Source organism: Sphingobium amiense (assembly GCF_003967075.1).
Lineage (GTDB): Bacteria > Pseudomonadota > Alphaproteobacteria > Sphingomonadales > Sphingomonadaceae > Sphingobium > Sphingobium amiense.
The window spans coordinates 3,048,976-3,069,782 of record NZ_AP018664.1 but is presented as its reverse complement, the minus strand read 5'-3'; the positions used below and the strand labels follow the sequence as shown (position 1 = coordinate 3,069,782).

General features: G+C 64.7%; 16 protein-coding genes and 1 tRNA gene. 10 read left to right on the top strand and 7 right to left on the bottom strand.

Annotated elements, in window-relative coordinates; genetic code table 11:
- Positions 1–304 precede the first annotated feature (304 nt).
- From SAMIE_RS14940 to istB, 4 genes are all read left to right on the top strand, one after another.
- Positions 305–379, top strand: a tRNA-Gly gene (locus SAMIE_RS14940).
- Positions 380–535: 156 nt separating this feature from the next.
- Positions 536–925 carry a hypothetical protein gene (locus tag SAMIE_RS14935; RefSeq protein ID WP_126516864.1) on the top strand — a complete coding sequence of 130 codons (390 nt, stop codon included), beginning with the start codon at positions 536–538 and terminating at the stop codon, positions 923–925.
- A gap of 87 nt (positions 926–1,012) precedes the next feature.
- Positions 1,013–2,536: an IS21 family transposase gene (gene istA / locus SAMIE_RS14930; RefSeq protein ID WP_126516717.1), complete on the top strand. Its 1,524-nt coding sequence runs from the start codon at positions 1,013–1,015 to the stop codon at positions 2,534–2,536.
- The gene (gene istB / locus SAMIE_RS14925; protein ID WP_126516718.1) at positions 2,526–3,308 is read left to right on the top strand and encodes an IS21-like element helper ATPase IstB; all 783 of its coding nucleotides are present in this window, start codon (positions 2,526–2,528) and stop codon (positions 3,306–3,308) included. Before istA ends, istB begins: the two co-directional genes overlap by 11 nt.
- A 217-nt stretch (positions 3,309–3,525) precedes the next feature.
- Here the strand turns inward: istB and SAMIE_RS14920 are convergent, their stop codons facing one another.
- Both SAMIE_RS14920 and SAMIE_RS14915 read right to left on the bottom strand, forming a co-directional pair.
- The gene (locus tag SAMIE_RS14920; RefSeq protein ID WP_126516863.1) at positions 3,526–4,896 is read right to left on the bottom strand and encodes a cytochrome P450; all 1,371 of its coding nucleotides are present in this window, start codon (positions 4,894–4,896) and stop codon (positions 3,526–3,528) included.
- Positions 4,893–6,026 (bottom strand): hypothetical protein, encoded by a 1,134-nt coding sequence (locus tag SAMIE_RS14915; RefSeq protein ID WP_126516935.1) that lies wholly within the window; start codon positions 6,024–6,026, stop codon positions 4,893–4,895. Before SAMIE_RS14915 ends, SAMIE_RS14920 begins: the two co-directional genes overlap by 4 nt.
- 22 nt (positions 6,027–6,048) lie before the next feature.
- On the opposite strand from SAMIE_RS14915, the gene SAMIE_RS14910 reads away from it, so the two are divergent.
- Both SAMIE_RS14910 and kdsA read left to right on the top strand, forming a co-directional pair.
- Positions 6,049–6,342 carry a hypothetical protein gene (locus SAMIE_RS14910; protein ID WP_126516862.1) on the top strand — a complete coding sequence of 98 codons (294 nt, stop codon included), beginning with the start codon at positions 6,049–6,051 and terminating at the stop codon, positions 6,340–6,342.
- Positions 6,343–6,349: 7 nt separating this feature from the next.
- The gene (gene kdsA / locus SAMIE_RS14905) at positions 6,350–7,180 is read left to right on the top strand and encodes a 3-deoxy-8-phosphooctulonate synthase (protein WP_126516861.1); all 831 of its coding nucleotides are present in this window, start codon (positions 6,350–6,352) and stop codon (positions 7,178–7,180) included.
- A 133-nt stretch (positions 7,181–7,313) separates the two neighbouring features.
- On the opposite strand, the gene SAMIE_RS14900 is transcribed toward kdsA, so the two are convergent.
- From SAMIE_RS14900 to SAMIE_RS14890, 3 genes are all read right to left on the bottom strand, one after another.
- Positions 7,314–8,579, bottom strand: a complete 1,266-nt coding sequence (locus SAMIE_RS14900) for a glutamate-5-semialdehyde dehydrogenase (protein WP_126516860.1) — start codon at positions 8,577–8,579, stop codon at positions 7,314–7,316.
- A gap of 208 nt (positions 8,580–8,787) precedes the next feature.
- On the bottom strand, positions 8,788–9,429 hold the full coding sequence (locus SAMIE_RS14895; protein ID WP_126516859.1) for a class I SAM-dependent methyltransferase: 642 nt from the start codon (positions 9,427–9,429) through the stop codon (positions 8,788–8,790).
- Positions 9,430–9,579: 150 nt separating this feature from the next.
- Positions 9,580–11,874, bottom strand: a complete 2,295-nt coding sequence (locus SAMIE_RS14890) for a CDC48 family AAA ATPase (protein ID WP_126516858.1) — start codon at positions 11,872–11,874, stop codon at positions 9,580–9,582.
- Between the two features lie 337 nt (positions 11,875–12,211).
- On the opposite strand from SAMIE_RS14890, the gene SAMIE_RS14885 reads away from it, so the two are divergent.
- Together SAMIE_RS14885 and SAMIE_RS14880 are read left to right on the top strand one after the other, a co-directional pair.
- Positions 12,212–13,093, top strand: coding sequence for a LysR substrate-binding domain-containing protein (locus tag SAMIE_RS14885; protein WP_126516857.1), 882 nt, complete (start codon positions 12,212–12,214; stop codon positions 13,091–13,093).
- 56 nt (positions 13,094–13,149) lie between these two features.
- Positions 13,150–14,319 carry a GGDEF domain-containing protein gene (locus SAMIE_RS14880; RefSeq protein WP_126516934.1) on the top strand — a complete coding sequence of 390 codons (1,170 nt, stop codon included), beginning with the start codon at positions 13,150–13,152 and terminating at the stop codon, positions 14,317–14,319.
- On the opposite strand, the gene SAMIE_RS14875 is transcribed toward SAMIE_RS14880, so the two are convergent.
- Positions 14,316–14,987, bottom strand: coding sequence for a glutathione S-transferase family protein (locus tag SAMIE_RS14875; protein ID WP_066702312.1), 672 nt, complete (start codon positions 14,985–14,987; stop codon positions 14,316–14,318). The two genes, SAMIE_RS14880 and SAMIE_RS14875, sit on opposite strands and share 4 nt — an antisense overlap.
- Before the next feature lie 182 nt (positions 14,988–15,169).
- Here SAMIE_RS14875 and acs point away from each other — a divergent pair, with 182 nt between their 5' ends.
- Positions 15,170–17,113 (top strand): acetate--CoA ligase, encoded by a 1,944-nt coding sequence (gene acs / locus SAMIE_RS14870; protein ID WP_066702315.1) that lies wholly within the window; start codon positions 15,170–15,172, stop codon positions 17,111–17,113.
- A 118-nt stretch (positions 17,114–17,231) separates the two neighbouring features.
- On the opposite strand, the gene SAMIE_RS14865 is transcribed toward acs, so the two are convergent.
- The gene (locus SAMIE_RS14865) at positions 17,232–18,290 is read right to left on the bottom strand and encodes a helix-turn-helix domain-containing protein (protein ID WP_083952588.1); all 1,059 of its coding nucleotides are present in this window, start codon (positions 18,288–18,290) and stop codon (positions 17,232–17,234) included.
- Positions 18,291–18,467: 177 nt separating this feature from the next.
- Here SAMIE_RS14865 and SAMIE_RS14860 point away from each other — a divergent pair, with 177 nt between their 5' ends.
- The gene (locus SAMIE_RS14860) at positions 18,468–20,777 is read left to right on the top strand and encodes a TonB-dependent receptor (RefSeq protein ID WP_066702323.1); all 2,310 of its coding nucleotides are present in this window, start codon (positions 18,468–18,470) and stop codon (positions 20,775–20,777) included.
- The last annotated feature ends 30 nt before the right edge of the window (positions 20,778–20,807 follow it).

The following is a 20,807-nucleotide window of genomic DNA, read 5'->3' as shown; positions in this document are numbered from 1 at the left end:
GTTCGCGCTGTCATTACGAAGGGGAAGCCAAAACGATCCCGGCCTTCGTTTCCGACGGGTTTCTATCATGACAGCGTTACCAGGCGAAGGGGTCGAATCGCGTATCGCAACGATAGCGGGGTGCGTCTGCACGGGGCAGGGGTGGATCGCCGATGCGGCGGTCCAGGGGCAAATCCCTGAATTTGCTGGGGATGAAGAAGCGGCGGGGAGAATCTGAATTTTCTGCGATTCACCCCTTGCCCCTCAAGCCGACCGCTGCTAGTTCCCCGCCACCCGCCGAGAGACACTTGTCCCGGCCGCCAGAGCGGGCGTAGCTCAGGGGTAGAGCACAACCTTGCCAAGGTTGGGGTCGAGGGTTCGAATCCCTTCGCCCGCTCCAGAAATCAAGGGGTTAGAAGAACCCCAGTTCCCGAAATTGTCGAAACCCTGCATATACGGATCGCATACGGATACCGGATATGAGAGACGGATTTTGGGAAAATCTCAGACCAGCAAACCAACGGGTTCCTCCAGCGAATCTCCGGACGGTGAATCGATGACCGGCAAGAATGTGCTGGTGTCCAAGAGTTTTCGCGATGGAGGTATCTACCTCTTCCTGCGCGGGGATTATAAGAAACCCACCTGGATGTGCCGGGTGAAGGCACCGGGTCAGACGGGATATATCTACAGGTCCACCCGCAGCACCGACGAACATCAGGCATATCGATTTGCCGACGACCTTTATCACCAGCAGCTGGTCAAAGCCTATTCCGGTGAGACCGAAAAGGGGACGAAGGTCTCCGTCGGGATCGATGCCTATATTGCCCGGTTCGAATCCGAGTGCGAGCAGCTGTCTGTCCGCTATCGTATTCTCCTGCTCAAGCGTGTCCTGACCCATATCGGCAAGCAAACCTTCGAAGGTCTGTTGATTGCCGCTGAGAAGTGACCCGGGGAAGCCAGTAATTTTCACTGAGAAGTGACCCATGTTTGAACACGTCCCTGGCTTTGAGCGGGGGACCATGGAGTGTTGGACATGGCATTATTGAGCGTCATCCGGCGCTGGCATTACCGCGATCATCTGTCGATCCGGGAGATAGCCAAGCGTACCGGTCTATCCCGCAACACGGTCCGTAAATATCTGCGGTCAGACACAGTCGAGCCGCAGTTCAAAGTGCCCGAGCGGCCGAGCAAGCTGGATCCGTTCGTCGATCGGCTGACGGTCTGGCTCAGGCGAGAGATGGGCCGATCGCGCAAGCAGAAGCGCACGATCAAGCAGTTGCATGCCGATCTGGTGAGCCTGGGCTTTGACGGGTCCTATGGCCGTGTCGCGGCCTTTGCTCGTGCCTGGCGCGATGATTATCGCCGCCAGCAGCAGATGAGCGGCAAGGGCACCTTCGTGCCGTTGTCGTTCGCACCGGGTGAAGCATTCCAGTTTGACTGGAGCGAGGACTGGGCGATCATCGATGGTGTCCGCACCAAGCTGCAGGTTGCACACTTCAAGCTCAGCTACAGCCGGGCCTTCTTCGTTCGAGCCTATCTGCTCCAGACCCACGAGATGCTGTTCGACGCCCATAATCACGCGTTCCGCGTGCTGGGCGGGGTGCCGCGCCGCGGCATCTATGACAACATGCGCACTGCCGTCGACAAGGTCGGGCGCGGCAAGGATCGGACCGTCAACGCCCGCTTCCTCACGATGGTGAGCCATTATCTGTTCGAGGCAGAGTTCTGTAATCCGGCAGCGGGTTGGGAGAAGGGGCAGGTCGAGAAGAACGTCCAGGATGCGCGGCATCGCCTGTGGCAGCCCGTTCCCCAGACCGAGACGCTCGACGCCCTGAACAGCTGGCTGGAGGATCGCTGCAAGGCGCTGTGGCAGGATATCCCGCACGGGATCGAACCGGGCTCTGTCGCTGATGCCTGGGCCGAGGAGGTGGCAAGCCTGATGCCGATGGGCAGGCCGTTCGACGGCTTTGTCGAATATGGCAAGCGGGTCTCACCGACCTGCCTCGTCCATCTGGAGCGCAACCGCTACAGCGTGCCGGCATCCTTTGCCAACCGCCCTGTCAGCGTGCGGCTCTATCCCGACCGCTTCCTCGTGGTGGCCGAGGGGCAGTTGCTGTGCGAACACCAGCGCATCATCGAACGATCCCATGATGGGCCAGGACGCACTGTTTATGACTGGCGCCATTATCTGGCAGTGGTCCAGCGCAAGCCTGGCGCCCTGCGCAATGGCGCGCCGTTCCTAGAGATGCCCGATGCCTTCCAGCGGTTACAGCGCCATCTGTTGCGCGCTCCCGGCGGCGACAGAGAGATGGTCGAGATCCTTGCCCTGGTGCTGCATCATGACGAGCAGGTCGTACTGCGCGCGGTTACCATGGCGCTGGAGTCCGGTGTTCCGACCAAAACCCATATCCTCAACTTGCTGCACCGGCTGATCGACGGCAAGCCGCTGACGACACCGCCGATCACGGCGCCCCAGGCGCTGAGGCTGGTCAGCGAGCCCCTTGCCAATGTGGAACGCTATGATGCGCTGCGCGGGGAGAACCGCCATGCGTCATGATCCCGCCAGCGGCGCCATCATCGTCATGCTGCGCAGCCTCAAGATGCATGGCATGGCGCAGGCCGTCACCGATCTCATGGAGCAAGGCGCGCCCGCGTTCGACGCGGCCGTCCCGATCCTGTCCCAGCTTTTGAAGGCGGAGACTGCCGAACGGGAAGTGCGGTCGGTATCCTATCAGCTCAAGATCGCACGGTTCCCGGCCTATCGCGATCTGGCGAGCTTCGACTTTGCCAGCAGCGAGGTCAACGAGGCGCTGGTCCGCCAGCTTCACCGCTGCGAGTTTATGGACGTGGCCGACAATATCGTGCTGGTCGGCGGACCCGGAACCGGCAAGACCCACATCGCCACCGCCCTAGGCGTCCAGGCCATCGAGCATCATCGCAAGCGCGTGCGGTTCTTCTCCACGGTCGAGCTGGTCAACGCGCTGGAACAGGAGAAGGCGCAGGGCAAGGCAGGGCAGATCGCCGGAAGGCTTGCCCACTCCGATCTCGTGATCCTCGACGAGCTTGGTTATCTGCCGTTCAGCGCCTCAGGCGGCGCCCTGCTGTTCCATCTGCTGAGCAAGCTTTACGAGCGCACCAGCGTCATCATCACCACCAACCTCAGCTTCAGCGAATGGGCCACCGTGTTCGGAGATGCCAAGATGACCACCGCGCTCCTCGATCGGCTCACCCATCACTGCCACATCCTCGAGACCGGCAACGACAGCTTCAGGTTCAAGAACAGCTCCGCTCAGCAGCCCAAAACCCGGAAGGAGAAAACCCCATCTTGACCCACCCCTGACATCCGAAACATAATCGCAAGGTGGGTCACTTCTCGATGAAAACCCCGGGTCACTTCTCAGCAGCAATCAACACGTACCGGGAATTCGCTCGTGCATGGGCTGGCGACGACGCATTGGGCGTAAGATGGCGCAACATTGGGAGCGACCTGTGCTGGAGGGCTGCCATGGCAGCACCATTTCTCCCTCATCCTGTCACCCGCCCCCCTTATGTCGGCGTGAAGAGCAGCGGCATGCCCGTCCGCGGGCGGATGGTGAGGCGGCTGATCGGCTCGGGCGTGAACCCCGGCGGCACGGCGATGCGGTAGCGGCGCACGACGCTGGCGATCACGGTCATGACTTCCTGCTGGGCAAAGCCCGCGCCGACGCAGACGCGCGGTCCCCGGCCGAAGGGGAACCATGCCTGCTTCGCCATCTCCGCATTAGCGGGATCGTCGAAGCGGTCCGGGTCGAAGGCATGGGGACAGGCCCAGTTGTCGCGGTTGCGCTGGGTGAGCCACGGGGCGACCACCAGCATCGCGCCCGCTTCCAGATGCTTGTCGCGCATGTCCATTGGGCAAGTCACCTCGCGCGGCAGGAAGGAGACCGGCGGATAGAGGCGCAGCGTTTCGCGGAAGATGTTGCGCACATGGCTCATGTCCTTGAGCATCGCGCCGGTCAGCGGCCGGTCGCCCGCGATCCCCGCCACCTCTTCTCGCACCCGATCCTGAATATGCGCGCATTCAGCGAGCATGTAGAGCGCCCAGGTCATCGTGCTCGCCGATGTCTCATGACCCGCGAGGAAGATGGTGGATACCTGTTCCATGACCTGCTGGCAGGTGAAATGCGCGCCGGTGTCGGGATGCTTCGCTTCGATCAGCGACTGGAGGATGTCGCGTGTTCCCTGTTCGCCGCGCGCATGAAAGCCTTCGTAGCGGGCTTCGACGATCGGGCGGAACACGTCATGGATCGACCTCGCCGGGCCCCGCGAGCGCCTTTCGAACCAGCCCGCCGGAATGCCGTAGAGCCGCAGCATCGAGGCGCTGTGGGCGAGCCGCTGGAATTTGCCGAAGGCGGTGTGGATGATGTTGGACCGTCGCGCGTCCAGCGTCTCGCTGAACAGGGTGCGGAAGATGATGTCGGCGGCGACATGGGTCATCATCGGGTCGATGTCGACCGGCCCGCCCGCCTGCCTCGCCGCCTCGATCCGCGCGAGCAGGTCGTCGGCTGCCGCGACCATCAGCGGCATGGAGCGGCCGAGCGCGGTGTGGGCGAAGGCGGGGTTCACCATCGCCCGCTGGCTTTCCCAATCCTCGCCATTGGCGGAGAAGACCGAATTGCCGATCAGCGGATCGAGGTTGCGGACCAGTTCGCTATGCTTGGGGTAAGCGGTGCCGCCGCGAAGGATCTGGTCCACCAGGCTCAGTTCGTTGGCGATATACATGGTGCGGCCGGGCAGGCGGATCTCGCCCATCTTCATCGTATAGCTCTTGTCGAAGAGCACGTGAATCCAGCTATGCCAGCCGCGCAGGAAGCGTTTCACGAGGCCGCGCTTGCTTTTGGGCGGCTGGGGGTAGGGGGGCGTAAAAAGGTCGGTCACGGAATCGTCCTGAAGGCGGCGACGGCCTGATCGACGGTGCGGGGTCCGGCGGTCAGGCTTATGAAGTCGAGCGGGGACAGGCGGTCGCCGACGCGCAGATAGTCGAAATGCGCCTCATATTTGTTCGACCAGCCGCCATGATAATTTTCCGGCTCGTAGAAGAGGTGGAAGCGCGGCGAGAGCATGTCGACCCTCGCGGCGTGGGCGGGCGCGACGAGGGTGAAGGGGTTGACGTCGAAATAGGCCGCGCCATCGGGCGGGGAACTGATGTCGATATAGCGGAAGGACTGGTCGGCCAGCGCCCTCAGGTCGTCATGATACCAGCGCGCGTCGCGGCGCAGGCCGATCACCGGCACCACCTGTCCCAGTCCCAGCATTGCGAACCGATCCGGCAGATGGCCGCCGCGCAGCGCGATCACCCGGCGCAGCAGGCGCATGCCAAGGATGGTGCCCGCGCTGTGGGTGACGAGTTGGATCTCGTCCCAGTCGCCGTCCAGTTCCGATGCGATCCGCGCGGCAAAGGCGTCGAGCCGCTCGTCGAGCGCTTCGCCTGGTCCGTGCCGCGCCAGCGCGCCATGATAGGTCATGAAACGCAGCAGCCATGGCACCACCAGCTTGGCGAGGATGCGACCTGACAGGAGAGCGCTCACCCCGACCCCGACGAGCGCGGCCGCCCACCATGGCAGCAGCGGCGACAGGACCAGCGCGGGAACGAGCGCGAGGAGCAGCGGGATCAGGAGGGCGAACAGCGGCGGATAGAGGATGGTGATGACCGGTCCCCTGCGCAGCCGCCGCATGCGGAGGAAGTCCATGTGCCGGGCGTGCCCCACATAGGCGCGCGCGGACCTGATGGCGAGGGAGAGGGGATTGCGAATCCAGACCTTCCCGATGAGGTCTTCCCAGCGCAGATATTCATAGTCGGTCTCGACCCCGGCGGTCGCGTTGGTGACGGTCCAGCCGGCGGATATGGCGGCGCCCGAAGGCCCGGCCTGCCGCCCGCTCACCTCCACCGCTTCGCCGGTCAGCGCCGTGTAGCGCGCGGCCTGCTCCCGATAGAGCTGGTGGTAGAAACGCACGCCGCGAGGGTCGAAGCCGCCGAGATAAAAGACTTTACGCTTGAACTTTTCCAACGGTCCCGCCCTAATCGCGCGCATGACCACGCCCGAACGCGACTACTGCTATTTCATCGACCATCGCAAATACAACCGCAATGTCGGCTGCCGCAAACATGACAATATGTATGGCATCAACGGCGGGGGGAGCGAGCGGGACCGCTGGCACGCCGACCTGACCTTTTACCGTCACATGCGGTCGAACGGCGATCCGATGGCGCTGCCGTCGCTGCTCGCCTGCCTCGTCTTTGGCTGGTTCTGCTGGAACTATCATCCGGGCAAGGGGCTGTGGCGCGGACAATTGTTGCGCCGCTTCGTAAAAGCGCCCAAGTGACCGCGCCATGACCAGTCCCAAGCATGTCAGCGTCGGTCCGATCGCCATCGGCAACGACCTGCCCTTCGTCCTTATTTCCGGTCCCTGCCAGATCGAGAGCCGCGACCATGCGCTGTTCATGGCGGAGGCGCTGGCCAAGGCGGCGGGCGCGGCGGGGGTGCCCTTCATCTTCAAGAGCAGCTTCGACAAGGCGAACCGCACGTCCGTGTCGGGCCAGCGGGGCGTCGGGATCGACGCGGGGCTGGCGATATTGGCGGAGGTCAGGGCGACGCTGGGCTGTCCGGTCCTGACCGACATTCATGACGCGACGCAGGTCGAGGCGGCGGCGCAGGCGGTGGACATCCTCCAGATCCCGGCCTTTCTCTGCCGCCAGACCGACCTGCTGCTGGCGGCGGGGCGGACGGGGGCGGTGGTCAATGTCAAGAAGGGGCAGTTCCTCGCCCCTTGGGACATGGCGGCGGTCGCGCAGAAGGTGGCGTCGACCGGCAATGAGCGCATCCTGCTGACCGAACGGGGGGCGAGTTTCGGCTATAATACGCTGGTGAGCGACATGCGGGCGCTGCCGGTGATGGCGCAGACCGGCTATCCGGTGGTGTTCGACGCCACCCATTCGGTGCAGCAGCCCGGCGGCCTCGGTTCGGCGTCGGGCGGGCAGCGCGAGTTTGCGCCCCTGCTCGCCCGCAGCGCGGTGGCGGCGGGCGTCGCGGCGATCTTTGCCGAAGCGCATGACAATCCCGATCATGCCCCTTCGGACGGGCCGGTCATGCTGCCGCTCGACTGGGTCGGGCCGATGCTGGAAACGCTCCGGGCCATCGACGGGGTGGTGAAGGGGCGATAGGATATCGCGCCCTTAACTTCGCATATTTCCCGCAAGTTTTGACATAAAGTTACGCACTCCTGATCCTATCGGAAAGTCCCGATCAGATCATAGTGCCGAAAATCGCAGGGTCGCGCCGCATAGGACAGGGCGGTCAGGGGCGCGTCTGTCCCGTGCCCCGCACGATCCACTTATAGGTCGTCAGCCCCTCCAGCGCCACCGGCCCGCGCGCATGGAGACGCCCGGTCGAGATGCCGATTTCCGCCCCCAGCCCGAATTCGCCGCCATCGGCGAACTGGGTCGAGGCGTTCCACATGACGATGGCGCTGTCCACCGCATTGAGGAAGCGGGCGGCGGCGTCCGCATCTTCCGTAATGATCGCGTCGGTGTGGTGGCTGGCATGGGCGGCGACATGGGCGATGGCGTCGTCCACCCCATCGACCTGCCGGATCGAGACGATGGCTTCGAGATATTCGGTGTCCCAGTCCTCGTCGGTGGCGGGCTTCACCCGCGCGTCCATCGCCTGCACCGCTGCGTCGCCGCGCACTTCGCAGCCCGCCTCGACCAGCGCGCCGACCAGCGCGGGCGCCTGCCCATAGGCGCGGTCGATCAGCACGGTTTCGGTCGCGCCGCACACGCCCGTGCGCCGCATCTTGGCGTTGACGACGAGCGCCTGCGCCATGGCGGGGTTCGCCGCGCCATCGACATAGCTGTGGTTGATGCCGTCAAGATGCGCGAGCACGGGCACGCGCGCTTCTTCCTGCACCCGCGCGACAAGGCTCTTGCCGCCGCGCGGCACGATGAGGTCGATGAAGGCCGCTGCCTTCAGCAGCGCGCCCACCGCCGCCCGGTCGGTCGTGGGGACGAGCTGCACGCAGTCGGCGGGCAAGCCCGCGCCGGTGATGCCTTCGATCATGGCGGCGTGGATGGCGCGGTTGCTTTCCTTCGCCTCGCTGCCGCCGCGCAGTATGACCGCATTGCCCGCGCGTAGACAGAGGGCGGCGGCGTCGGCCGTCACATTGGGGCGGCTTTCATAGATGATGCCGATGACGCCCAGAGGCACGCGGACGCGGCTCAGCTCCAGCCCGTTGGGGCGAACCTGCGTGTCGATCACCTGACCCAGCGGATTGTCGAGGCTGGCGACCTGTTCGACGCCCGCCGCTGCGCCTTCCAGCCGCGCTTCGTCCAGCCGGAGCCGGTCGAGCATCGCGGGCGACAGGCCGTTGGCGGCGGCGTTTTCCATATCGCGCATGTTGGCGGCGAGGATGTCCGGCGCATGATCCCGCAACGCCTGCGCCGCGCGGCGCAGCGCGTCGGCCTTTTGCGCATCTGTCGCCTGCGCCAGCGACGCGGCGGCCTGTCTGGCGCGGCCGCCCATCGTGGCGATCAGCATTTCGGGCGTCTGTGTCAGGTCGTTCATGGATGGTCTCGCCGAAAGGGTCGGCGCGCCTTAGCATGAAAGTCCGGGCCGGTGGAAGCGCTGGAGGCGGCTTAGGCCGACGACCGGACCATGGGTCGCGAATGGTCCGGCCGTCGACGGGACGGAAATCCGCCGCGCGTGGATTTCTATGCCCGTCCGAACCGGGGCGCATACCCTATTCAGGGGAGACGGGCGATTTTGCGGCCGGTCAGGCGGCTTGCGCCAGATCCTGCGTCCGGGTGGCGCGGATCAGGTGGCAGGGCGGGATGTTGCGCCATTCGCGCTCGTCGGTCACATCGTCGAAGACCGGTGCGAGCAGGCGGCGCACGAAGCGCGAATATTGGTAGATGAGGAACGCCCCGCCCGGCCGCAGCGCGGCGCGTGTTTCCGCGCAGATTGCCGCGCCCACGCCGCCCGGCAACGTCGAGAAAGGGATGCCCGAGAGAACATAATCCGCCTGATAATGGCCCGCTTCCCGAATGAAGCGGCGCACGTCGGCGGCGGAACCGTGGACGACGCGCAGGCGGGGATCGTCGATCTGCGCCTCCAGATAGGCGACGAAATCGAGATTGAGGTCGATCGCCAGCAGCGTCGCGTCGGCGGGCAGCCGGTCGAGGATGGTGCGGGTGAAGGTGCCCACGCCCGGCCCATATTCGACGAACAGGCGCGTGCCGCGCCAGTCCACCGTTTCCAGCATCCGGTCCACCAGCGCGGATGAGGAGGGAATGATCGACCCGATCATGCCGGGATGGCGGACGAACTGGCGGAAGAACATGCCCCACTGGCTGAAAAAGGCCCGCGCGCCCGTCTGTCCGCCCGTCCTGCTCTTCTTCAAGGGAATAGAGGCCATTCACACTCGCCTGTTCGATCCGATGGTTGCGATTCGCAAATCCCGCGCCCGCTGGCAAGATGGCTGCAACCCGATTGTCATGAACGCGGCGGCGGCGGATGGGTTTCCGTCCGCCGCCGTCACATAGGTTATCGCGCGGACGGTCCCGCCTCAGTCGCCCTGCGTGCGCGACCGGACCATGCCGGGCGACACGAAGCCGATGGGGTCGACCTGCATCGCGCGCTGTTTGAGCTGAGACTGGATCTGCTCATATTCGCGTTCCATTTCGGGCGTGACCGATGCGCGCGTTTCCTCCAGCGCTTCCTCGAAATGCGCCTGCGTCACCTTGTCGACGCTGAGCGACTGTCGCAGCGCGACGAGGCCCGCGCGGCGGACGAGGTCTTCGAGGTCCGCGCCGGTGAAGCGCTCGGTCCGTTCGGCGAGGCTGTCGATGTCGACATCGTCGGCGAGCGGCATTTTACCGGTGTGGATGCCAAGGATGCGCGCCCGGCCCGCCCTGTCGGGGACCGCGACATAGATCAGTTCGTCGAAGCGGCCGGGGCGGAGCAGCGCCGGATCGACCAGCGTGGGCCGGTTGGTCGCGCCGATCACCACCACCGATTGCAGTTCCTCCAGCCCGTCCATTTCGGCAAGGATGGTGTTCACCACCCGCTCCGTCACCGCCGGTTCGCCAAGTCCGCCGCCGCGCGCGGGCACGAGGCTGTCGAGTTCGTCGATGAAGATGACGGTCGGCGCCACCTGCCGCGCACGGGCGAAGAGGCGGGCGATCTGCTGCTCGCTCTCGCCATACCATTTGGACAGGAGGTCGCTCGACTTGGTGGCGATGAAGTTCGCCTGCGCTTCGCGCGCGACGGCCTTCGCCAGCAGCGTCTTGCCGGTGCCGGGCGGGCCGTAGAGCAGGAAGCCCTTGGCCGGGCGGATGCCGATGCGGCGGAAGGCGTCGGGGTCTTTCAGCGGCAGCTCGACCCCTTCCTTGAGGCGCATCTGCGCGTCGTCGAGACCGCCGATGTCGGCCCAGCCGATATTGGGCGCCTGCACCATCACCTCGCGCATGGCGGACGGCTGGACGCGCTTGATCGCGGCCATGAAATCCTCGCGCGTGACGGACAGTTCCTCCAGCACGTCGGGCGGGATCGTCCCTTCCTCCAGGTTGAGGCGGGGCATGAAGCGGCGCACCGTCTCGATCGCCGCTTCCCGGCTGAGCGCCGCGAGGTCCGCGCCGACAAAGCCATAGGTCATGCGCGCGAGTTCGGAGAGGTCCACCCGGTCGCCCAGCGGCATGCCGCGCGTGTGAATGCCTAGGATCTCGCGCCGGCCGCGCTCGTCGGGGACGCCGACGATGATCTCGCGGTCGAAGCGGCCGGGGCGGCGGAGCGCCTCGTCAATGGCTTCGGGCCGGTTGGTCGCGGCGATGACGACAAGGTTGGTGCGCGGTTCGAGGCCGTCCATCAGCGTCAGCAACTGGGCGACGAGGCGCTTTTCGGTCTCGCCCGTCACCTGGCCGCGCTTGGGCGCGATCGAGTCGATCTCGTCGATGAAGAGGATCGACGGCGCGGACTTGGCCGCCGCCTCGAAAATCTCGCGAAGCTGCTTTTCCGATTCGCCATAGGCAGACCCCATGATCTCCGGCCCGTTGATGAGGAAAAACTCGGCGTCGGATTCATTGGCGACGGCGCGCGCGAGGCGGGTCTTGCCCGTGCCCGGCGGGCCGTGGAGCAGCACGCCCTTGGGCGGATCGACGCCGAGGCGCTCGAACAGTTCGGGATAGCGCAGCGGCAGCTCGACCATCTCGCGGAGCTGGTCGATGGTTTCGGCCATGCCGCCGACATCGTCATAGGTGACGTCAGCGCGGCGCGATTCGCGCGGCTCTTCATATTCGGCGCGCAGTTCGACTTCGGTTTCCGCGTCGATGCGGACGATGCCCTTGGGCGTGGTCGATACGACGACGAGGCGGATTTCCTGAAGCGCGTAGGCAGGCGCGGCGAGCATCTGGCGAAGCTGGGGCGGCATGTCGCCGGGCGGCACCTGCTGCTGCCCGGAGGTCGCGACGATGTCGCCCGCCGAGAGCGGACGCTGAAAGAAAACCCGCTTGAGCGCATCGGGATTGCCCTGAAGCCGGAGGTTGTTTTGTGCAGGCGCGAACACGACGCGCTGGGCGGGGCGGGGGTCGGCCTTTTCGATCTGGACGAAATCGCCGGAGCCGACACCGGCATTGGCGCGCTGAAGCCCGTCGAGGCGAAGCACGTCGAGGCCTTCATCCTCCTTGTACGGGCGCACCACCCGCGCGGAGGTATTGCGCTTGCCCGCGATCTCGATCACGTCGCCTTCGGAAAGCTGCAACTCGGCCATGACCGCGATGGGAAGCCGCGCCAGCCCGCGCCCCGCATCCTCCGGCCGGGCGTTGGCCACCTGAATTTTCCGTCCGGTGCTTTCCTGATCGGCCACGTGCCATCCTCGTCTTTGCTGATGCGAAACGACATAGGAAACGCAGTGGCATTCGGAAAGTCCCCGCAGGCGATGCCGATGCGGAACAAAAAAAGGGCCGACCCGAAGGCCAGCCCGAAAAGTTTTAGGAGAGGATGCCTGAAAGGCCCGTTCTATGTGCACTGCGGCACGGGATATTGCAACTGCGAAAAGCAACATTCGGTTGCAAATTTTGCATCTTGCCATTTCCACGGATTTCCGGCTCATTAGGGGGAGGATGCTTGAGACCCGGATGCGGCTGTTCGATAAAGAGAATTGACGCGGCGCAGCGGATGGGCTTCGGAAACGTGACGGATCGATGCGCAGATTGCCGCCCCTTACGGCCCTGGAGGCCTTTGTGCAGGTCGCGCGCCTTGGCTCGGTGAAAGCCGCGGCCGAGGAACTGGCGCTGTCCACGCCCGCGCTCAGCCGCCGGGTGCAGGCGCTGGAGCGCTTCATCGGCCGCCCGCTGTTCGACCGCAAGCATCAGGCGCTGGAGATCAATGTCGACGGCCAGCGGCTGCTGGACGACATCGCGCCCGCGCTCGATTCGCTCAGTCAGGCGCTGGAAACGATCCAGAGCGGCGGCAACCAGTTACGGCTGCGGCTGGCGGTGATGCCGCTGTTCGCCACGCAGCGCCTGTTCCCCCATCTGGGCCAGTTGCGGCAACAGCATCCGCAGCTCCATATCGACATCGAGACGACGCCTCATGCGGTGGCGCGGCTGGGCGAAGGGCTGGACGCGGCGATCGTGCTGGTCGCCAAGGACATGGACCCGGCGCTCTATGCGCATGAACTGGACCATGAGGAAATCTACCTGATTGGCCGGCGCCAGTTGCTCGAAGGGCCGCAGGCGTTGAAGTCGCCGGAGGAACTGGCGCAGCAGACCGTCCTGCTGCACCGCGATATGGCGCTGTCCTTCGACGCGTGGAAAGAAGCGGCGGGCCTGCCCGAGTTGCAGCCGCTGGCGATCGACAATTATGATTCGGGCCAGCTCATGCTGGAGGCGGCGGCGCAGGGGCTGGGCGTCGCGGTGATGCACGCCAGCCATTTCGAGCAGGCGGGCGATTCGCGGCTGGTGCGGCTGTTCCCGATCCGGGTCGAAAGCCCCTATCGCTACATGTTCGTGTGCCGCCCCCGCGCGCTCCAGACGCGGGCGGTGCGCATTTTCCGCGACTGGCTGATCGCCGCCGACATCTGAACGAAAATCGGTAAGCGGCGGTTTAAGGATATTGAGCCGCTGCCGTTATGACCGGCATGACTGGGGCAATATCACCTTCCGCTGGCGGCCATCATGGGCTGACCGATCGTCTCGCGCGCTGGGCCAAAGGCCTGTCGGGCCGCACCGAGACCGAGGACGACATAGCAGAGGGCGAGGAGCCGCAGCGCGCGCGCGCCGGGACCGCCGCCAACCGCGAGGTCGTGCGCCGCCGCCAGCTCTATAACGACATCGGCGATTTCCTCTTCGCCCATGATCTCGACCTGACGCCCGTCAATTTCAGCGTCGCGCTGGATTATCTGACCGGCGCCAATGTGGGGGTCGAAAAGGCGATCAAGGCTGTGCTGATGGAGCGCGGCAAGATTACGAACGGGTGGGTCGAAGCGCTTTCCGCCGGGCAGCGGGCCGATGAAGTAACGCCCGAATCGCTCGCGTCGATGCTCGACAAGGTCGAGGAAAATCTGACCCATTTCAGCGGGCTGATGCATGAATCGCGCAATTCCGCGAAGGATTATGGCGCGGCGCTGCAGGAACATGCCAAGGATCTAACGGGCGAAGGCGACAATGAGCCGGTGCTCGCGCGCCTCGTCGGCCTGACCCGGTCGATGGTGGAAAAGACGCGGCAGGTCGAAGGCCAGTTGCGCGAAAACCAGAAACAGACGCAGGCGCTCAAGTCGAGCCTCGAAAATGCGCGCCGCGCCGCCGAGCACGACCATCTGACCGGCCTGCCCAACCGCCGCGCCTTCGAAGGCGTGCTGCGCGAGGAACTGGCGCTGGCGCAGGAAAATGGCGAGCAGCTATCGGTCGCCTTCTGCGACATCGACCATTTCAAGGTCATCAACGACACCCATGGTCACGATACCGGCGACCGGGTGCTGAAATTCGTGGCGGGCCTGCTGTCCAAGGCGTCCGACGACCGCTGCCATGTTGCGCGGCACGGCGGCGAGGAGTTCGTGATGCTGTTCCGCGGCAAGACGGCGGGCGAAACCTGCGAGGCGGTGGACCGGGTGCGGCAGGATCTGGCGGGGCGCAGTCTCGTCAACCGCGCCAATGGCGAGCGGATGGAGCGGGTGAGCTTTTCCGCGGGGGTCGCCAATGTGCTGGCCTATGAAGACCCGCGCGCCGCGCTCAAGGCCGCCGACCGGGCGCTTTACCTCGCCAAGGAACATGGCCGCAACCGTGTCTATCTGGCGGCGGAAGCCGACTAGAAGTCCGGCTTCTCGTAATGGGGCGGGGGGGTGATGACCTCCATCCGCTCTGACAGCAGGGGGCGGAAGGACGGGCGCGACTTGAAGCCCGCATACCAGCGGCGCACCGGCTCATGGCCCGCCCAGTCGATGCCGCCCAGATAATCCGCGACCGACAGGTGCGCCGCCGCTGCGATGTCGGCGAGGCTGAGGGTCGCGCCCGCCATCCAGCTCCGGTGGTCGAGCAGATAGTCCATATAGTCCATGTGGACATTGGCGCGCTTCATCGCCTCGCGCAGCACGCGCGCGTCGGGCGGCGCGCGTTCGATCAGGCGCTTCTTCATCCGCTCATGCAGCAGCGGGCCGACCACATCGCCGTAGAAATTCTGGTCGAAGAAAGCGGTCAGCCGCCGCACCTCCGCCCGCGCCGCCGCCGCGCCGGAGATCAGCGGGAATTTTTCCACCGTCTCCTCGAAATATTCGCAGATCGCCTGACTGTCGATCAGCGTCAGCCCCTTGTCCTGATCCACCATCACCGGCGTCGTGCCGGCGGGATTGAGGTCGAGAAACTCGTCCCGCTGCGCCCAGGGCGATTCGCGCACCAGATCGTACCCCACGCCCTTTTCCCCAAGGAGGAGCCGGACCTTGCGCGAAAAGGGGCAGAGCGGGAATTGATAGAGCAGCCACATAGGCGTTTCCTGTTAGGCGCGCGCGTGCCCGTGGGGAAGCGGCAAAATGCCGGGGCATGGTCCGCGCGGATCGTATCGGCCCGAAGAACGGCGATAAAGCGCGCTGCCTGCCCTTTCGATCCCGCAATCATGGCGATAGAAGGAGCCGCGATTGCGAGAATGATGTGTCGAAAGGATGCCGGATGTCTGACGATTTCTTCCCTGTGCCGAAGATCTGGGCGGAGGAAGCCGCTTTCGACCGGGCGGGGCGTGCGGCGGACTATGCGCGGTCGATCGAGGCGCCCGAAGCCTATTGGCTGGAGCAGGCAAAGCGGCTCGACTGGATCAGGACGCCGACGAAGGCCGACGAAAGCAGCTTCGACGAAGCTGATTTCGGGGTGAAGTGGTTCGCCGACGGGCAGCTCAATGTCAGCGTCAACTGCATCGACCGGCATCTGCCCACGCGCGGCGATCAGACCGCGATCATCTGGGAACCCGATTCGCCCGATGCGGCGCCGCGCCGCTACACCTACCGGCAGGTCCATGAAGAGGTGTGCCGGCTTGCCAATGTGCTGAAGAAAGCGGGCGCGCGGAAGGGCGACCGCATCACCATCTATCTGCCGATGATCCCTGAAGCGGCCTTTGCCCTGCTGGCCTGCGCACGCATCGGCGCGATCCATTCGGTCGTGTTCGGCGGCTTTTCGCCAGAGGCGCTGGCGGGGCGGTTGCAGGATTGCGATTCGACGCTGGTCGTGACCGCCGACGAAGGATGCCGCGCGGGCAGGAAGGTGCCGCTCAAGGCCAATGTCGACGCGGCGCTGAAGGACTGCCCCGGCGTCAAGACGGTGCTGGTCGTGAAGGCGACCGGCGGCGACGTGCATATGGAGGATGGCCGCGACCTGTGGCTGCATGAGGAGATGGCGGGCGTGGAGGCGGACTGCCTGCCCGAACCGATGAATGCGGAAGACCCGCTGTTCATCCTCTACACCTCCGGCTCCACCGGCAAGCCCAAGGGGGTGCTGCACACGAGCGGCGGCTATCTGCTGTGGGCGAGCCTGACCCACGAACTCTGTTTCGACTATCGGCCGGGCGATGTGTGGTGGTGCGCGGCGGACATCGGCTGGGTCACGGGGCACAGCTATATCGTCTACGGGCCGCTGGCGAACGGGGCGACGACGCTGATGTATGAAGGCGTGCCCAACTGGCCGACGCCGAGCCGCATCTGGGAAGTGGTGGACCGGCATCAGGTCCATACGATCTTCACCGCGCCGACTGCGCTGCGCGCGCTGATGAAGGAAGGCGACGGCTTCGTCCATGCGACCAGCCGCCAGTCCCTCAGGCTGCTGGGCACGGTGGGCGAACCGATCAATCCCGAAGCGTGGCGCTGGTATCATAATGTGGTGGGCGAAGGGCGCTGCCCGATCATCGACACATGGTGGCAGACCGAGACGGGCGGCGCGATGATCGCGCCGATGCCGGGTGCGACCGACCTCAAGCCCGGCTCCGCGACGCTGCCGATGCCGGGCGTGGTGCCGCAGATCGTCGATGCGGAGGGCAGGGTGCAGGACGGAGCGATCGAAGGCAATCTGGTCATCGCACGGAGCTGGCCGGGGCAGATGCGCACGGTGTGGGGCGATCATGAGCGCTTCTTCCAGACCTATTTCACGACCTTCCCCGGCAAATATACGACCGGCGACGGTGCGCGGCGCGACGCGGACGGCTATTACTGGATCACGGGCCGCGTCGACGACGTCATCAACGTGTCGGGGCACCGCATGGGCACCGCCGAGGTCGAAAGCGCGCTGGTGCTGCACGAAGCGGTCGCCGAAGCGGCGGTCGTGGGCTTCCCCCATGACGTCAAGGGGCAGGGCATCTATGCCTATGTGACGCTGAACAGCGGACAGGAGGGCGACGACGCGCTGCGCAGGACGCTGGTGCAGTGGGTGCGGACCGAGATCGGTCCCATCGCCACGCCCGACGCGATCCAGTTCGCGCCCGGCCTGCCCAAGACCCGGTCGGGCAAGATCATGCGCCGCATCCTGCGCAAGATCGCGGAAGGCGAGGTGTCGGCGCAGGCGCTGGGCGACACGAGCACGCTTGCGGACCCCTCAGTGGTGGAAAATCTGGTGGCCAACCGTCAGGGATGACGGCCGAAAGGCGACCCTGAACGCTCACGGGTGTTGACGATTGGTAAGGTGGGTCGAGGGTTTGCATCCCCTCGGCCGCTCCAAGTCTCTCAGTGAAGACCGTGCCGGATCGGCAGGGTCATTTCATATTGGACGTCGAGGGTTTGAAGGCTTTGGGGCGAAGGCCGAACTTGTTGTGGAATGCGCGGGTGAAGGCCGAAATGTCGGAATATCCGACGCTGAAGGCCGCTTCGGTCACGCTGACCTGCCCCGATTTGAGCAGTTCCCGCGCATGGTTGAGCCGCAGATCGCGCCAGTAGGCGTGAACGCTGTCGCCATAGGTCGCCTTGAAACCCTGCGCCAGTTTGGTCCGGTTCAGGCCCACCTTGCGCGCGAGCGATGCAAGGGAGAGCGGCTGTTCGAGATCGTCCATCATGAACGTCCGCGCCGCCGCGAGCTTGGAAAAGTCGGAGTGATTGAGCCGCAGTTCCTTCTCCGAACGGCTCATGTCCGCGCTGTCGAGCGCGTGCGTGAGGGTCGCCAGTATCTCCAGACTCTTCGCGCGCATGAAAGTGCGCCGCGCCGGACCGCGAAACTCGCACGCGAATATGTCGCTGAGCGGGGCCATCATCATCGGGCTGATCGGCAGGGTCTGATAACGAAACTCGCCCGAACGGCGCTTTGCCATCCAACTGCTGCTTTCCGGAAGGACCGTCTCGTCAATGTCGAGCAGGTTCGCAAAGGCGCTGGGGCAGAGATAGAGGCATGCATATTTCCATACGTCCGCGCACTCGATCTTGCGATTGATGACGGACCCGTCGGGATAGCGCGACACGATGCAGGAGCGCTCGGGCGTTTCGACGACATGCCGTTCCCCGACATGTTCATATCCCGCGCCGCGGAAACGGAACTGGATATGGAGCCAGTCGTCGCCGTCGACGACCTGCACCTGGCTCCTGTCGTCGGTCGGCGAGAGTTCGGTCATCAGCAGGTAGGCGCCGTCCGAAATCCTGACCGCCTCATGAAAAAATTTGGGATGAGACCGGTCGCCCTCGGCGGAGCGGAACTGCACGCCGTCGCCCTTGGCATACACACCGGCCTGCGAATAGAGTCCCGCATGGGTCGTTGATGGATCTATCAAAGTCCGATAGTCGGTGCTGTCCATTCTGAAAAACCCGCGCTTTTCGACTGCCGTCATGGAGCAGCAACATTGAGCATAACATCCCGGTCCCGGCTTTAGAAGCCGCAGGCCCGCGCGGGGCGGCAGAAAGAACCGCCTGCCCAATTTCCCGAACGAGAAGCAGAGAGATTTCCCCCCGATCCGATCATTGTGAATCGGCGAGAATCGTAATGCTGAAGAGCAAAAGGGGGTATCGTGGAACAGGATAAGAAACGGGGATATATCGGCTTTTGCGACACTTCGGTCGTTCCGGGCGAGGCGCGCGCGCGCCGGTTCCGCGGTCGATCCGCGAAAAGTCTCTTCCTTATCGCAGCGCAGGCGTCTTCCGCATTGCTGATGGCGGGCGCTGCCCACGCCCAGACGGCTGCGGCCAGCCGGGCGAACGACGACCCGGAGATCGTGGTCACGGCGCAGAAGCGGTCGGAAAAGCTGACCGAAGTGCCGCTGGCCATGTCCGTCATCCAGGCGGCGGATCTCGCCAAGCGGGGCGCGGCATCGCTGGCGGACATCGCGGCCTATATGCCGGGCGTCGCGATCTCCAACGGCGGTGCGCCGGGCCAGAACGGCGTCGTCATTCGCGGTCTGGCCACCAGCTATAACAATTCTTTCAACGCTCCGCTGGTCGTCACCTATATCGACGATCAGCCGACCGGCGCTTCGGCGGGCGGCTTTGGCGGTGCGCGCGGGGGCGCCTATACGCTCGACCTCATGCCCTACGACATCGAAAAGGTCGAAGTGCTGCGCGGCCCGCAGGGCACGCTCTATGGCGCCAATGCGATGGGCGGCATATTGAAATATTCGCTCAAGCGCCCCGACCTCACCAATATCGAGGCTCAGGCGGGTGGAGAAATCGCCCATGTGGCGTCCGCCAGCGGGCTGGACTGGGGGGTGCGCGGCGCGATCAACCTGCCGGTCGTGACCGACAAGCTCGGCCTTCGGGTCAGCATCTATAACCGCGAAACCGCGGGCTATATCGACAATATCGGGATCGGCCGCAAAAACTCCAATTCCACCCAGACAATCGGCGGCCGCGTCGCTGCGCTGTTCGTGCCGACCGAGCGGCTCAGCATCGAGGCGTCCGCGCTGTTCCAGCGCATCACATCGGACGACAGCACCGCCGTCACCCTTGTCGGACAGACCGGCGTGCCTGCCTATGGGCGCTATGTGCGTTCGACGAAATTCCCGGAAACCTACCGGCAGAGAGCGCAGAATTACGCGCTCAAGATCGACTGGGATCTCGATTTCGCGACGCTGACCAGCTCCACCAGCTATGCGAGCATGAAATATAACCAGCAGATCGACCTTTCGGGCATTCCCTATGTCCCGAGCGCGCCGACGGCCCTCATCCCCTATATCTTCAACAACAGCGTCAAGAAATTCACCCAGGAAACGCGCCTCGCATCGCCCAACAACGAGACGTTCACATGGATGGTCGGCAGCTTCTTCACGCGGGAAAAGCCGCATGAATATAACGATTTCCGCGCCTATTCGGCCTATGACGTGCCGCTGCCCGCGCCCAACAATATCCTGCTGCTGGGCACCACGCCGGGATCGCGCAACACCTATACCGAATGGGGCGCTTTCGCGAACGGCACTTTCCGCTTCAGCGAGAAGTTCGATATCGGTGCGGGCCTGCGTTACGGCGAAAACCGTTCCAGAGGCTGCGACGAGGGCTTCACCGGCATCTACGGCAATGGCGGAACCTATGCCTGCCAGACGCGCCCGTGGGACGGCGTGACGACATGGATGGTCAACGCGCGCTATCATTTCCAGCCGGACGCGATGATCTATGGGCGGATCGCCACGGGCTATCGCCCCGGCGGCGGGTGCGACACGTGCGGCAACCCCCTGCTGGGCGTGCCGCCAACCTATGATCCGGACCGGCTGACCAACTATGAGCTGGGGGTCAAGGGTCTCTTCCTCGACCGCCGCCTGCAATTTGAACTGTCGGCCTTCTACATCGACTGGACCGACATTCAGTTGCGTGTGACCAATTCGCAGGGCTTCAGCTATCCGGGCAACGGCGACACTGCCGTCAGCAAGGGCGTGGAACTCAACAGCTCCTATTCCTTCCGCAACGGATTGAAGCTGGGCGGCTTCGTGACCTACACCGATGCCAAGCTGACCGCACCGGCGCCGGGGGTGGGCGGCAAGGACGGCGATCAGCTTCCCGGATCGGCGCGCTGGGCCGCAGCGGCCATGGCGGACTATGCGCATGAGATCGGCAACGGCCTCAACGGGGTCGCGGGCATCGCCTATCGCTACAAGGACAAGGTGAACAGCCAGCTCGCGGGCACCGGCCAGCCCTTCCCGATGGGCGCGCAGAACATCGTCGATATCTACGGCGGTGTGGAGTTAAACGGGACTTCGGTTCGCCTCTACGCGAAGAACCTGTTCAACGACCGTTCCTATACCGGGCTGACCTTCCTCACCGACCGGACGCGGCCGCTGTTCATCCCGGTCCAGCCGTTCACGGTCGGGTTGCAGATCGACCACAGCTTCTGACCGTCCGGCGCCGTGGTCGTCGCGACCACG

Coding starts and splice junctions, on each gene's coding strand:
- acs (WP_066702315.1), top strand. CDS start 15,170: ATGTCTGACGATTTCTTCCCTGTGCCGAAGATCTGGGCGGAGGAAGCC.
- SAMIE_RS14865 (WP_083952588.1), bottom strand. CDS start 18,290: ATGACGGCAGTCGAAAAGCGCGGGTTTTTCAGAATGGACAGCACCGAC.
- SAMIE_RS14910 (WP_126516862.1), top strand. CDS start 6,049: ATGACCACGCCCGAACGCGACTACTGCTATTTCATCGACCATCGCAAA.
- kdsA (WP_126516861.1), top strand. CDS start 6,350: ATGACCAGTCCCAAGCATGTCAGCGTCGGTCCGATCGCCATCGGCAAC.
- SAMIE_RS14880 (WP_126516934.1), top strand. CDS start 13,150: ATGACTGGGGCAATATCACCTTCCGCTGGCGGCCATCATGGGCTGACC.
- SAMIE_RS14895 (WP_126516859.1), bottom strand. CDS start 9,429: ATGGCCTCTATTCCCTTGAAGAAGAGCAGGACGGGCGGACAGACGGGC.
- SAMIE_RS14875 (WP_066702312.1), bottom strand. CDS start 14,987: ATGTGGCTGCTCTATCAATTCCCGCTCTGCCCCTTTTCGCGCAAGGTC.
- SAMIE_RS14885 (WP_126516857.1), top strand. CDS start 12,212: ATGCGCAGATTGCCGCCCCTTACGGCCCTGGAGGCCTTTGTGCAGGTC.
- istB (WP_126516718.1), top strand. CDS start 2,526: ATGCGTCATGATCCCGCCAGCGGCGCCATCATCGTCATGCTGCGCAGC.
- istA (WP_126516717.1), top strand. CDS start 1,013: ATGGCATTATTGAGCGTCATCCGGCGCTGGCATTACCGCGATCATCTG.
- SAMIE_RS14900 (WP_126516860.1), bottom strand. CDS start 8,579: ATGAACGACCTGACACAGACGCCCGAAATGCTGATCGCCACGATGGGC.
- SAMIE_RS14935 (WP_126516864.1), top strand. CDS start 536: ATGACCGGCAAGAATGTGCTGGTGTCCAAGAGTTTTCGCGATGGAGGT.